Annotated in this window: 8 protein-coding genes; all 8 read right to left on the minus strand. The window is 36.0% G+C overall.

Annotated elements, in window-relative coordinates:
• Positions 1-1,055 (minus strand): serine/threonine transporter SstT (gene sstT, locus ACFFIX_RS15720; protein WP_378935607.1); only part of this gene is annotated, 1,055 nt, incomplete at its 3' end.
• A 638-nt stretch (positions 1,056-1,693) separates the two neighbouring features.
• Complete coding sequence (locus ACFFIX_RS15725) at positions 1,694-3,919, minus strand: alpha-galactosidase (RefSeq protein WP_378935608.1); 2,226 nt, start codon at positions 3,917-3,919, stop codon at positions 1,694-1,696.
• Positions 3,920-4,005: 86 nt separating this feature from the next.
• Positions 4,006-7,050, minus strand: coding sequence for a beta-galactosidase, LacZ type (gene lacZ / locus ACFFIX_RS15730; protein ID WP_378935790.1), 3,045 nt, complete (start codon positions 7,048-7,050; stop codon positions 4,006-4,008).
• Between the two features lie 279 nt (positions 7,051-7,329).
• Positions 7,330-8,154 (minus strand): carbohydrate ABC transporter permease, encoded by an 825-nt coding sequence (locus tag ACFFIX_RS15735; RefSeq protein WP_378935610.1) that lies wholly within the window; start codon positions 8,152-8,154, stop codon positions 7,330-7,332.
• The gene (locus ACFFIX_RS15740) at positions 8,147-9,070 is read right to left on the minus strand and encodes a carbohydrate ABC transporter permease (RefSeq protein ID WP_378935612.1); all 924 of its coding nucleotides are present in this window, start codon (positions 9,068-9,070) and stop codon (positions 8,147-8,149) included. Before ACFFIX_RS15740 ends, ACFFIX_RS15735 begins: the two co-directional genes overlap by 8 nt.
• Before the next feature lie 152 nt (positions 9,071-9,222).
• Positions 9,223-10,518, minus strand: a complete 1,296-nt coding sequence (locus ACFFIX_RS15745) for an ABC transporter substrate-binding protein (protein WP_378935614.1) — start codon at positions 10,516-10,518, stop codon at positions 9,223-9,225.
• 420 nt (positions 10,519-10,938) lie between these two features.
• Positions 10,939-12,705, minus strand: coding sequence for a sensor histidine kinase (locus ACFFIX_RS15750; RefSeq protein ID WP_378935616.1), 1,767 nt, complete (start codon positions 12,703-12,705; stop codon positions 10,939-10,941).
• A gap of 15 nt (positions 12,706-12,720) precedes the next feature.
• Positions 12,721-14,280, minus strand: coding sequence for a response regulator transcription factor (locus tag ACFFIX_RS15755; protein ID WP_378935618.1), 1,560 nt, complete (start codon positions 14,278-14,280; stop codon positions 12,721-12,723).
• Between the last annotated feature and the right edge of the window lie 307 nt (positions 14,281-14,587).

Consider the following 14,587-nt stretch of genomic DNA (forward strand, 5'->3'; position numbering starts at 1 on the left):
CTGCATGCTAGAGGAATCAATAATAGTGAGCCACCAGCAACCCCTGAGGCACCGCAAGCGCATATAGCTGACAATACGCTGAGAATTATGGCTGTAGGGATGTCCACTTGAATGCCTAGTGTATGAACCGCGGCAAGCGTCAAAATAGAAATAGTAACCGCAGCACCAGCCATATTGACGGTTGCGCCTAATGGAATAGATACAGAATAGGTATCTTTATCTAAACCTAGTTTTTCGCATAATTTCATATTTACAGGAATGTTTGCAGCGGAGCTACGTGTAAAGAATGCTGTAATACCGCTTTCCTTTATGCACTTGAATACAAGTGGGTATGGGTTCTGACGTAAGCTTGAGAACACAATGATTGGGTTGACAACAAGAGCCACAAAGAGCATACATCCAATCAAAACGGCAAGTAATTTTCCATAACTTAGTAAAGACTCAATTCCATTTGTTGTAATAGACTCGATCACTAGACCCATAATACCTAATGGCGCGAACTTTATTACCCATGTAACCATTTTGTTTATTGCATCTGAAAAATTGGAAATCAACGTTTTTGTCGTATCAGATGCATTTCTTAAAGCCAAACCAAGGAGTATTGCCCAAGCTAAAATACCAATATAGTTAGCATTATTAATTGCATTAACAGGGTTATCGACAACGTTCAACAGTAATGTTTTAAGAACATCAACAACACCGCCAGGAGCCGCCAAATCCTCAACACCCTTGGTAAGTGTGATACTTACAGGAAAAATAAAGCTTACAATTACGGCAATTAATCCAGCTAAAAACGTTCCTAAAAGGTATAGGAAGATAATGGATTTCATATTCGTTTGGTGACCACTTTTGTGCTGCGCGATGGCCGACATAACCAAGAAGAATACCAAAACAGGTGCAATTGCTTTTAAAGCACCTACAAATAAAGAGCCTAAAATGGTAACAGATTTGGCAGCTTCCGGAATCGATACAGCCATGATAATACCAATAATCAAACCAATAGATATTTGTTTTACCAGACTTATTTGATTCCACTTTTTCATTAGATTTTTCATAGATATTTCCCCACTAGTTTAAGATAAAATTGCAACATTGCTAATATCGGGCTATTCATTTCTCATAACCCTGCAATAGAATTAAGTCTATTACAAATAGATAAGATCGAAGTTAAATAATTAATAATAAATCATCCATCGGAGAAATAAATTATCCAGAAACTATTTAATTAGAACTGACCGCTATTAGATGAACCTTTGGAGAGACTCTGAAAGAGCATCGAAGGAGAGAATCGAAACCAAACTGGGGTTGGGTAACATAACTAATAAACCACCTTCATCACATTCCACTCTATAAACACAACTGTCTTCCGATTAATAGTATTATAATGATTTTTTTGATATTTTACAATATTATTATTACTATTAAGAAATATCGGAATTATTAAAATATTAACATATATCATAGGACAATCACAATACATATCGACAATCTCTTCGTGAGCGATTACTATTTCAAATAAATTTATTCCCAGGAACATAGGAGTTTAATGAATTCATGTACATCTCCATGAATCATGCTTGCTTAACTAAAAGGAAAAAGCAGTGCTTTGATTTCTCAAAAACACTGCCCGTTTTCTTACTCGAATTTTTCGACAAATATCGGGTGGCACCACTAACACGGGATCATCGATTCACTAAGCTTTTCCTATTAAATGAAATACAACAGATTGATAGTCTCCCCCACGCTCTGCAAGGGAGGCGTTTACTCCGTTAAACTCAGTTGGCAATGGTAATCCACGGTATACTAACTCATCACCGTAATATATTCCTTCACCATTCACTTCATAAAGTTGGTCTTCATTTAGCCCTTTTAATTGAAGAACTTGTTGTTTCTTTGGATTAGCTGTCGCTAGTACTTTATACCAGCCTACTAATGCTTCTTTTTTGTCCTTTGACACAATCATCCATGCGGTTTCATTACTTTCAAAAGGACTCTGAAGTCGATAAAACTCTCCATCTCGAACTAAATGACGGATATTTTTATAAAACTGAACTTGTAATTTTATTACCTCTCGCTCATCTTCACTTAATTCAAGTGGGTTAAGTTCATAACCAAATGTCCCAAAATAAGCTGTATTTGCTCTTGTTTCAATTGGCGTTTTTCTTAGTGTTTGATGATTTGGAACAGCAGATACGTGTGAACCCATACTATAAATCGGATACACTAGTGACGTGCCATACTGAATCTTCAAACGCTCTACCGCATCGGTGTCATCACTTGTCCATGCTTGCGCTGCATAATAGAACATGCCTGGGTCGAATCTACCACCACCACCTGCACAAGATTCAAATAATACATTGGGAAATTCATGTGTGAGTCTCTCATATAAATCATAAACACCTAAAATGTAGCGATGGTAAAATTCACCTTGCTGATCCATTGGAAGTGCTGCTGAATAAGCGTCAGTAATATTACGATTCATATCCCACTTAATATAAGAAAGCTTTGTTTTACGGATAATCCCAGCCATTTTTTCATACATATAATCCACAACTTCTCGTCGTGAGAAATCAAGTACTAATTGGTTTCGACCATATACTAGGTGTTCTCCTTGTCTTCCAACAGCCCATTCAGGATATTTATTATATAGTTCACTCACAGGATTAATCATTTCTGGTTCAAACCATAAACCAAATTTCATGTCTAGTTGTTTTAATTTTTCTGCTAATGATTCTAAACCATTTGGAAGCTTTTCTTCATCTTCAAACCAATCTCCTAAAGAAGACGTATCATCATTTCTTTTCCCAAACCAACCATCGTCTAACACGAATAACTCAATACCTAGTTCCTTCGCACTTTTCGCGATGTTTACAAGCTTTTCTTCATTAAAATCAAAATACGTTGCTTCCCAGTTGTTTATTAATATTGGACGATCTTCTTTTTTCCAAGGATCACGAATTAAATGGTGACGATATAACTCATGATAAGCTTGACTCATTCCATTCAAGCCCTCATTTGAATAAACCATGACAACCTCTGGAGTTTGAAAGCTTTCTAGATTTGATAGTTTCCAATGAAAGTGATGGGGGTGAATTCCCATCATCACTCTCGATGTTTCGTAGTGATCGACTTGGACTTGCGCTAGAAAATTGCTACTATAAACAAAATTAAATCCGTACACCTCGTTTTCGTGCTCTGTTGTATCTTTTCTTTTTAAAGCGATAAAAGGATTATCATGATGTGAACTTGCTCCTCTAATACTAGAAATAGAAGAGATACCCTGAACAAGCTGTCGTTCTTTTATATGCCTTTCCCTCGACCATGTTCCAGATAAGTGAACCATTTTATAGTCAGCATTAGGGAGATCGATAGATGCGCTCATTAATTTTTTAATAGAAAGTGTGTTGTCACCAACATTTTTTATCGATACATTACGTGAAATAACTGGATAATGATGAAAGATTGTATAAGATAACACGATGTTTGCACCAATCTTGCTATCTTCTAACGTAATGAGAATGGTAGTTGCTTCTTCCTCATTTGCATATGTTGCTGGAAGTCCCTTCAGCTTCGGCTTACCTTTTATTACATCATATCCTTGATAGGTAAATTCATTTCCTATCCTTCCCTCACTTGTTTCAACTTCAATCGCCGCTTCACGGAAATCCCCTTTTCCTGCTACTGGAAACTCTTGTCGTGTAGTTTCTAATGAGAAGGCCGGATCATCTTGATAGTAGTGACAGCTTGCTGCTGTAGGAATATCATTTACTTGAAAATGCGAAAAATCTTCACGGTGCCGAATCGCCTTACCAAAATAAAGTTGCCCTAGATTACCGTTTTTTAAAACTTGAAAAATATAACTGATCTTGCCATTTGTTAAGTGAAATTGTTTGTTTTGATCATTTATATGAATAGTCAATGTATCCAACTCCTTAAACATGTATTAAGTATTGTTTAAAAAAGCAAAGAGCTTGAATAGATTTCAAGCTCTTTTCTCCTTATCAATTAACAGCCCTCACGTTGAATGATGAACTCAAATTCCATATCCGTATTAGCTTTTAGTAAATGTTCATCATGAACAGGTGCACCCCAACTGTCATCACCACCAACACCCATTTGCTTTCCAGCTACTGTTATAACTGAATAATGAACATTTGGTAGCTCATAATGATGATAAGCATTTTCGAGTTCAAAAGCAGTGTATGGAGAAACATTACACTCGATCGGTTTATCTTTAGATGAAATCGTTAATCCTTGGGCATTTGTGCTTGTTATAGTCACACGGCGTACTCCTGTGCGATTACCAGATTCTTGAGGGTTTAAATAGCCTGATAGATTTTCTTTTACCGTGTTCTTAAAGATACCGAGTCGAGCTCCCATCGATCGATCGGAATAGTTCTCTTCTGGTCCCATTGCATACCATTTCAGTTGATCATATGTTGCTGGAACCTTGAAAGATATAGCGAATATTGGCAATTGTGGTAATCCTTCTGCTCCATGATATAACGACTTAACATGGATACTTCCATTAGGATAAACAGTATAGCTCGTTTTCACTTCAACCTTTTCATTAATTGAAAACTTGTAGGAGAATGCTACTTTTACAGAATCTGTGTCTTCTGTTATCTCAATAGCCGTACACTTACGGGCTAAACTCGCTGATAACCAACAACCTGATTGAAATGCTTGTGCATAGCCTCGATCATTATCGGTTGTCGCTCTCCAAAACAACGGTGCAGGCGGAAAAGCGATCATTTCTTTCCCAGAGTAGTTTAGAGATACTAGACTACCTACTTGCTTTGAGAACATGATACTAAAGTCTCTACCATGTACACCAATATTCACATCACCTTTTACTACCCTTAACTCGCAATTAGCAGTAAACGGCGTTAATTCACCTAACTTTTTTTCATATACATATTGTCCAAAAGCAACTTCATGTCCTGCATCTGCCCACATTGTCTTTTCTTTTAGAAGATAAGCAACATGCACACAATACTCACCTGATTTGTTCATATCATCAGGTGACCAATCAAATTCAATTCGTTGTTCACTTTGTGGTGAAACATCTACTTGTAATGTTTTTTGATTACACTCTTCACCTTCTAGGAAAAGGGTGTATCTTAACTCATACTCAGATGTATCTTTAAACAAGTGATTGTTTTTTATTGTTACTCCTGCTTGATCCGCTTCCAGCTTAATATTTTGATATAAATATTTCACTTCCTGCATTTTCGGTGAAAGCTTACGATCTGCATAGACAATTCCATTCGTACAAAAACCATAATCTGTTGGTCGATCGCCGAAATCTCCACCATACGCTAAAAACTCATTTCCGTAACTGTCCTCTTTTACAAGAGACTGATCAATATAGTCCCAAATAAATCCACCTTGATACATCGGGTATTTATCTTCTAACTCTGTATAATAATTCATTCCACCTAAAGAATTCCCCATTGCATGCATGTACTCACAGCTAATATACGGTTTTTCAGGATTATTCGTTAAATATTCCTCTATATCTGCCGGTTTTGCATACATTCGACTTTCCATATCACTCGTGTCATTATAATGACGGTCATAGAAAACACCTTCATAATGAACAAGTCTACTAGTATCAACAGATTTGAAGTATTTCGTAACATTTAAAATGACTTCACCTGCATAGGATTCATTTCCGCAAGACCAAATCAAGATTGATGGATGATTTTTATCTCTTTCAAACATCGACTTCGCACGGTCTAAAACAATTTCTTGCCATTCTGGTTTGTTACCTGGAATATTCCAAGACGGGTCAACAGCACCCATTTTCTGCCAAGAACCATGTGTTTCTAAATTCATTTCATCAATTACATATATTCCATATTCATCACATAATTCATACCAATAGCTTTGGTTAGGATAATGTGATGTACGAACTGCATTAATATTATGTTGCTTTAATGTTTCGATATCCCAAAGCATATCTTCCTTCGAAATTGCACGACCTGTTCGACAGTTAAATTCATGGCGATTTACACCTTTGAAGATAATCCGTTCACCATTTAATTTCATCACTTTATCCACTAGCTCAAATCGTCTAAATCCAACTTTCTGTGGAACAACCTCAACGATATCCCCTGATTCATTAATAAGCTGAATATATAGTTTGTATAAATAAGGGTTTTCTGAACTCCATAATTCAGGGTTTTCCACTTTCATCGTAAATGTTGGCTTGTTATCATCAATTACAACACTTGTTGTTTCTACAACTTGATGAGTACCGTCTACCAATTCTGCGATTACTTTTGATCCGCTGGAAACAGCAGATAGGAGTTTAAGATCAACTTTAAGTGTTCCCTTTGTATATGTTTCATCCAATTCTGCATGAACATATGTATCATACACATGCATCTTAGGCACTGTATAAAGATATACATCACGGAAGATGCCTGAGAAGCGCCAGAAATCCTGATCTTCTAACCAGCTACCAGTACTTCTTTGATACACTTCAACTGCTAACTTATTTTCCCCTTCTTGCAAAAACGGAGTAAGCTCAAACTCAGCCGGTGTAAAGCTGTCTTCGCTATATCCAACGAACTTGCCATTTAACCACACATAAAAAGCTGATTCAACACCTTGAAAAGAAAGATAAACAGGGTTTTCTTTCATATTGTCAGGAACGTGAAAGAACTTCACATAGCTTCCCACAGGGTTATGATCCGTAGGGATTTCCGGAGGACGAATGTCGTTATGACCATCCCAAGGATACATTGTGTTCACATACTGAGGCTTTCCATATCCTTGCAATTGAATATGACCTGGAACGATAATATCATTCCAACTATCACATTCATAATCTAGTTGGTAAAAAGGTTCCGGTCGATTAGTAGGATTAATCGCATAATGAAACTTCCAATTTCCGTTCAAATTATGTCTCATTTTCATAGGAGCGGCTTTTTTTGCCTCTTCCATTGTCTCGTAATATACGTGACTAGAGTGTGCAAGAAGTCGATTTACTGCAAATACATTTACGTCTGTTAGCCAATTTATATTAGGATTCAGTGTCATCATTATCACCCTTCCTCTCTAACTATTTTAAAATTTAAGCTCTATTCTAAATGATTGTTGTTTCTTAAATAGGAGTTTTGTGAAAGCAACCCGCTGACTATTTAGTTGATTGGAGCGTAAGGTGCGAGCCTCCTGCGGGAGGAGCGGGACAGGTGAGACCCCGCAGGCGCAGAGCGCCGAGGAGGCTCACCGCCCGCCCCGCGGAAAGCGAGCAACCTGGAGCGCAAATCAACCAACCATTCCTCACTTTGTTAAATAGAAACAAAGTTCACGAATTTATTACTTTACAGAACCCATCATACCTGCAACGAAATGCTTCTGCATAATGAAGAAAATAAGTGCAGCTGGTAAAGTAGCAATGACGATTGCAGTCATAATGACTCCAAAGTCAGGTGCATAGCTTGAGCCTAGGTTTGAAATAAGCAATGGAATCGTCTGATTTTCTGGAGATTGCAAGACAACTAGTGGCCATAAATAGTTGTTCCAGCTAGCCATAAATGTAATGATCGCCGCTGCTGCGTATGTTGTTTTCATTGTAGGTACGTAAATTCTAAAGAATACACCTAATTCACTTAATCCATCAATTCGACCAGCTTCTAGAATATCCTTTGGAAACATCTTAGTGCTCTGACGGAAGAAAAAGATAAGAAAAGCTGTAGTTAGAGTTGGTAAAACAGCTGATGTTAACGTATCAATCCCTAAAAACGGAACTGTTTGTGAAATCGTTCCAAACATACGGAATAAAGGAACCATTAACGCTGCAAATGGAATCATCATTGAAAGAAGTAGGATATTAAATACAACATCTTTTGTTTTACTTTTGAAAATCTCAAAACCATAACCTGCTAATGAAGCGATTAACAACGATAAAACAGTTGTTGAGAGTGAAATCTTTGCTGAATTAATTAAGGCCGGTACAATGTCTACTGTATTTAATAGATTTTTAAGATTCTCTACAAAATGACTCCCTGGTAATAGTCTTCCCTGTGTCACATCAACCGACTTATTTGTTGCAGAAACAATCATCCACAAGAACGGGAAGATGGAAATAATGCTAGCGATAATTAATACACCGTAACTGAACAAGCCTTTAAAATTAAGCATTTCGATCACCTGCCACTTTGAACTGAATAATAGAGAAGATGACAATCATAATTACAATTGCATACGACACGGTTGCAGCATACCCAAAGTCTGGTGTGTATTTAAATGAAAGGTTATAAATATATTGCGAAATTGTCATGGTTGAATTTCCAGGACCACCTTTTGTAATATTCATAACTTCATCAAACAACTGAAGCGTTCCAATTGTAGATGTAATTGACGTAAAAAGAATAATCGGTTTTAACATTGGAATCGTAATCTTAAAAAATTGTTGAACTGGTGACGCTCCATCCATTTTCGCAGCTTCATAAATTGAATGATCAATATTTTGAAGTGCAGATAGATAGAAGATCATATTATATCCAGTCCACCTCCATGTAATCGCAATAACGATCGTCAACTTTGCCCAGAATGGATCTGTCAGCCATTGAATAGGTTCAGCAATAAAAGAAAGTTTCATTAACATCATATTAATAATGCCGTCTGCACCGAATAAATACTTAAAAATAACTGAATATGCAACAAGAGATGTCACACACGGTAAGAAGATTGCCGTACGGAAAAATCCTTTAAACTTTAATCGTTTGTCATTTAATAATACAGATAAGAATAAAGCTAATAGAATCATCACCGGTACTTGGATGATTAAATAAATAACTGTATTCTTCACTACTGTAATAAAAGTAGGGTCCTTGAATAATCGTGCGTAATTATCTAATCCAGTAAACGTCAAATTAGTACCGGTACCGGATTGGAAAGACATGATCAGCGCTTGGACCATTGGAAAAAAGTAAAACAAGCAGATTAATACCGAAGCTAATGTTATAAACGACCAGCCGATTAACGTCGCTTTATTAAAAGGTTTCTTATTCGTATAAGAAACCGGTATGTTCTCATTCGTTTTTGCTGATATCATATCAAGTCAACTCCTTAACTTGTCAGAATAAGATAAGAGCCTTGAAATCTCAGTTCTGCTTCTAATAAGTTATCCTTATATACAGAAGCAGATGAGTTTCCAAGGCTTAGCTTCTCATATTAAATAGATGAGAAGCTTGTTAGGAAAGGCTCTTATTGAAGTTGTGCTTCCGCTTGTTGTTGAGCATCTTCTAGCACTTGATCCAGATCCTTACCATTAAGGTAGTTTTGCATCTCAACAATCAAAATATCTTCAATAGCATAAGTATGCAAACCGTAATTGACTTGTGGAATTTCCGTTACCCATTGTGAGAAATCAGAGATAATTTCTTGCCCTGCAAAGAACTCATCGGCTGCTTTATATGCTTCTCCTTCAGCTGCAGGAATGTACGTGCCAATTGCTCCAATCTCCGTTACTAAATCTTGATAGAAATCAACGTTTGATCCGTATGTTTTTGCTAAGAAGTCTGTAGCTTCTTCTTTTCCATCAACATCAAGAACATACCATGAGCTTCCACCTAAGTTAGAATAATTTACAGAATTCTCTACATCCGGAAGTTTAGGTTGTGGTACAACCGCCCATTTTCCTGATTGTGACGCTTCTGCCTTAATTGATGGAGTAATCCAGTTTCCAGTTGGAGCGGATGCTACATCTCCACTATTAAATCCTGCTAAAAATTGACTCCAGTCAGAGATTGGCTTCACAAGATCAGCGTCCAACAATGATTTATATATTTCAAAAGACTTCTTAAGCGCTTCATTACCAGCAATAAATGGTGTGACTCCATCTTCTTCTAAGTACCAAGCACCACTAGATTGAATCATCATACGAATTAGACCTAGATCATTTGGATCAAGCGACAACATTTGCTTTCCAGTTGCTTCTTTTACTTTCTTTCCAATTTCAATGTATTCATTCCAGTCAATACCTTCTAAATCATCAAGTGTATAGCCTGCTTCTTCTAAATAATCCGTTCTTACGTAAAAGCCTGTTACGCCTGTATCAAACGGTAAACCATAGTTTTTACCATCTAAGCTAGTTGGTGCAATTTTATATGGAGCAAATTCTTCAGCGTTAAAAGATCCTGTAATTTCGTGGAAAGAATCCGGATAAGCTTGAAGGAAACTTTGTGCACGATAGTCTTCAATTAACACGATATTTGGTAATCCCTTTGTAGTCCCAGAGCTTAAACTTGTATTTAATTTTTGGATAATATCTGCTTGAGCATTTTCTACTATCTTAATTTCTAAATCTGGATTTTCAGCTTGATAAGCCTCTTTCGCTAAATTCATTGCTTTAATATTAAAGTTAGGGTCCCATGCCCAAATTGTAATTTCTTTTGAACCTGATGATTCATTTGAATCTGATTCTACTGTCTCATTAGATCCAGAAGAACATGCAGCCAAAATCACCATGCAAGCCATCATTAGTGCGAGTAGCTTTTTCATAAAAATACCCCCATATTTTTGTTTTTTTGTAAGCGTTATCTTCCTGCAACTTCTATGTTAGCATCTATATTCAGCTTTTCTTTAGGACAATATTTTTATAAACTTGTGATATTTTTATAAAATGTATTCGCTTACAATTAACTTGGGTTGTATTTTCTTTAGATACTTGTAATTTTTTTAGGGTGTTTTCGTAAACTTTGTTGCTATTTAACCAAAAGAGGAGTGGTTGATTTGCGCTCCAGGATGCTCGCTTTCCGCGGAGCGGGCGGTGAGCATCCTCGGCGCACTGCGCCTGCGGGGTCTCACCTGTCCCGCTTCTCCCGCAAGAGTCTCGCACCTTCCGCTCCAATCAACTACTTAGTCAGCGGGTTGCATTCACAAAACTCCTATTTAAGAAACAACAATCATTTAGAATATTTATCATTCAGTGATTGGGAGTATAATTTTCACCTTAGTACCTTCACCTAATCCACTATGAATGGTGACACCGTATTGATTCCCGTACAATATTTGAATTCTCTCATCCACATTTCTCACACCAATTCCGGTAAAATGCTGGTGCTTACGTTTTGTTTTTGGAAGTTTACTAGAGGATACCTCCATACCATCGCCATTATCCATTACTTCACATATTAATGTTCCTTTTTCTTTCCAAACCATGACATTGATAAACCCGGACGTTTTATTATTAAATCCATGAAAAAAAGAATTCTCAATAAAGGGCTGTAAAATAAGTTTAGGAATTTGCTCTTGTAAACAATCTGGTGCAAGTAAATAATTTACCTTGATTCTGTCACCGTATCTTTTTTGATTAATTAAGACGTAGTTTTTCAAGTTGTTTATTTCTTGTTCAACTGAAATTGTTTCACTAACATTTCCAATTGTATTCTGTAACAAAGAGATCAAGGAGTTGATTGTTTCTTCCGCCTCCCCTTTTCCACCTTGTTGAATCATAAACTTAATAGATGTAAGTGTATTGTATAGAAAATGTGGATTGATTTGCTGTTGCAAGGCTGCAAGTTCCGCATTTCGTTTTTGTTTTTGAGAAAGAACAAGTTTCTCTAAATAATCATGTAGCTCGTCAAGCATCGAATTAAACGCTTTGCCGATTTGCCTTGTCTCATAAGTGCCAGTTACCAAGACATATTGATCGAAATTATATTTTGAGGCATCCGAAATCTGCTTTACTAATGTAGATAATGAATTTGTCATTCGTCTAGAAATCAGAAACACAATAATAAGTGCAACAACGACTATGCCAATACAAATCAAAACAATTTGCTTTTTATTAATTAAGTCACCAATTGCCGACTTTTTATCGATTAGATTAAAGAGATAGATATCAAGGGAAGGAATATATTCCATTAAAATGATGTTCTCTGTTCCCATGAAGTCTTCAATAATATAGTTATCATCTGTTTTCTCATTTTCTTTTGCATAGTGCAAAAGATCCTCAGCTTCTTCCCCAATTAGTTCCACTTTATTACTTGAAACAATCGTGCCTGTTTTGTTGAGAATGAAGACATTGTTACCCGTACTCGTATAACTGCTATAAAATTTTCTGAACTCACTCTCATGAATAGCAAAATACATCATTCCGTAAATACTCCCTGAAATCCTTTCCATTAATGGTTTTGAAGCGACAATAAACCCGGCATCTCCAGCCATTTCTGTAAATTGATTTCGTTGGTCGTATTGATAAATCAACCTTTTAGGCTCTGTTAATGAATTTTCAGTGATGACATGCTCCTTTAACTCTTCATCAGAAATAGGCCAGTATGTCCGATTTGTAGCATAGCTCATTCCATTAACACCGGTAACAATTATTTCCGTCTCAAACGCATTCACAAATGATTTCGTTCGTTTCATTTGCTCACTCAATTGATAATATGATCGCATTTTTTGCGCATTTGTTTGTTCCTCAGTCATGATTCTCCTAATCGTTCCACTTTGTAAAATGTTATTTGATGCCAGAACAATAGAGTAATTATATGATTCAAAACTATCTTTAATTTGATTCATTACTTTGGCATTTGTAATGCTGAACTTATCAATAAAAAAATTCTCAGACATACGAAATGTTGTCCATGTAATAATGACTGAGACGGTAATAATACTTATCACACTTATAAGAAACATAATCGCGAACAACCCATTATGCTTAAAATGATTTTGAAAACATTTCATTCTGAATCACACCGCTTATTTCAATTTTTGTTTTCTTCTATACTGACTAGGAGATAATCCTTTTAGCTTTTTAAAGACCTTGCAAAAATAACTATGATCAGAGTAACCTACGATCTCACTTATTTCAGCTATAGGAATAGAACGATTAATTAAAAGCTTCGCAGCTTCTTCAATACGAATTTTATTCAAATATTCATTAAATCCACCTTGGTTATGTGAAGCAAAATAACTAGATAAGTAGGAAGGATTAAAATGAAAATGGTTTGCCACTCCCGTCAAGTTTAAGGCTTCAGCATAATTCTCTTCAATATAATCAAGCATCAATTGGAAGTTAGAATGTCCTGTATGAGTTTTCTTCGTTAAAATAATCTGCTGAGCTTTCTCTATAAAGCGATGCAATTGTTCAACAACATCATTTGCCGTTTTAGAGAGGTCGATTGAATTGAAATAATTGAATTTCTCATTCTCTAATTTCTTAACATCATACTCCATATTGCTTAACAGAATGGTGATATTAAAAATCACATTTCCAAAAAAAGATTTATATTCAAAGATATCAGTTGTAAAAGATTTTGATAAAGCCGTTATATGATCCTCTAAATAACCGAATGCTGACTCAAAACGCTCATGTTTAAAATCATTTGTAAACTTGTCCAAATTAAAGGAAGCAATTGGTGGTACATCAATTGCTAAATTCTCTTCTGTCATGATTTTAGATTGTGGGTGATAAAAACGATACTGCAGCATTTTCTTAATCACTTCATTGTATTTAATGCCTATTTGAGAAAAGCTTGAAAATTCATCACAAATAAGCGCAGCAATATGATGATCCAGTTTCAATAATTCATGAGCCAGACTATAACACTTTACTAGTTCATCGCCCTTTCCATTAACTAGGAATACGCTTACATTGTCTTCGATTTTAAAACTTTGTAAGACTAAATCCTCCAACTCCAAATGAGCACCAAACAAGGTTTCCATTCTCTTACCTAAAGAATCCATTACTTTTGCATCAATTATCGGAAGGTATCTTGCATCAACAGCTACTAAGCAGAAAGCATCATAAGGAAAAGTGTGTGAAATTAAATCTTCATCATAGTTCACGTCATATCCTGATACAAACTTTTCAATCATATGACCAATATTTATTGTAAGGCTAGCTTCTGCATTAGTTGATTGTAATGACGGTATTCTACTTGCTGCAGTCGTTAACACATTAAGTAGCGTTTCAGCATCAAGTTTCGGTTTTAGAATATAATCCACAGCCCCACTTTGGAATGTTGATCTCACATATTCAAATTCTCCGAAACTACTTAAGATAATGATTTGAATATGTGGATACTTGCTTTTCACAATCCGCGTTAGTTCTTCACCGTCCATTATTGGCATCACAATATCGGTTAAAACAATATGTGGCTTTGTTAACTCGATTAATTCAAGAGCCTCTTGACCATTCGATGCTTCTCCAACAATTTGAAAACCTTCTTGCTCCCATTGCACATAGTGTTTAATCCCTTGCCTTATTAATTGCTCATCATCCACAATTAAAATTCTACATCCTTCACCAGATTTCAAAACAATCCCCCCCAGGTGTTTTGTAAACTTGACACGTACCGATTAATCTTTTATCTTTCATTATACACTTCAATAATAAGTGAATACTAGTGCCTGGTGTACCTTGGGAAATTCCACTCTTTCTATTCTGAATCTTTTATAACGACTAAAAGATTTAGTTTTATTTCTTAAAAAAAATGCTGTCACCACCGAGTTATGTCGATTCGTTTTCGACAAAGATCGGGTGGTGACAGCGGGTTAATTGGGATGCTATCTTGCTTTACGCTAATGTTAAATTCAAGTAATGTTTATATGCCTAAACTCCAAT

The organism is Metabacillus herbersteinensis (assembly GCF_042433335.1).
Classification (GTDB): Bacteria; Bacillota; Bacilli; order Bacillales; family Bacillaceae; genus Metabacillus; species Metabacillus herbersteinensis.

Coding starts and splice junctions, on each gene's coding strand:
- lacZ (WP_378935790.1), bottom strand. CDS start 7,050: ATGACACTGAATCCTAATATAAATTGGCTAACAGACGTAAATGTATTT.
- ACFFIX_RS15735 (WP_378935610.1), bottom strand. CDS start 8,154: ATGCTTAATTTTAAAGGCTTGTTCAGTTACGGTGTATTAATTATCGCT.
- ACFFIX_RS15740 (WP_378935612.1), bottom strand. CDS start 9,070: ATGATATCAGCAAAAACGAATGAGAACATACCGGTTTCTTATACGAAT.
- ACFFIX_RS15745 (WP_378935614.1), bottom strand. CDS start 10,518: ATGAAAAAGCTACTCGCACTAATGATGGCTTGCATGGTGATTTTGGCT.
- ACFFIX_RS15750 (WP_378935616.1), bottom strand. CDS start 12,705: ATGAAATGTTTTCAAAATCATTTTAAGCATAATGGGTTGTTCGCGATT.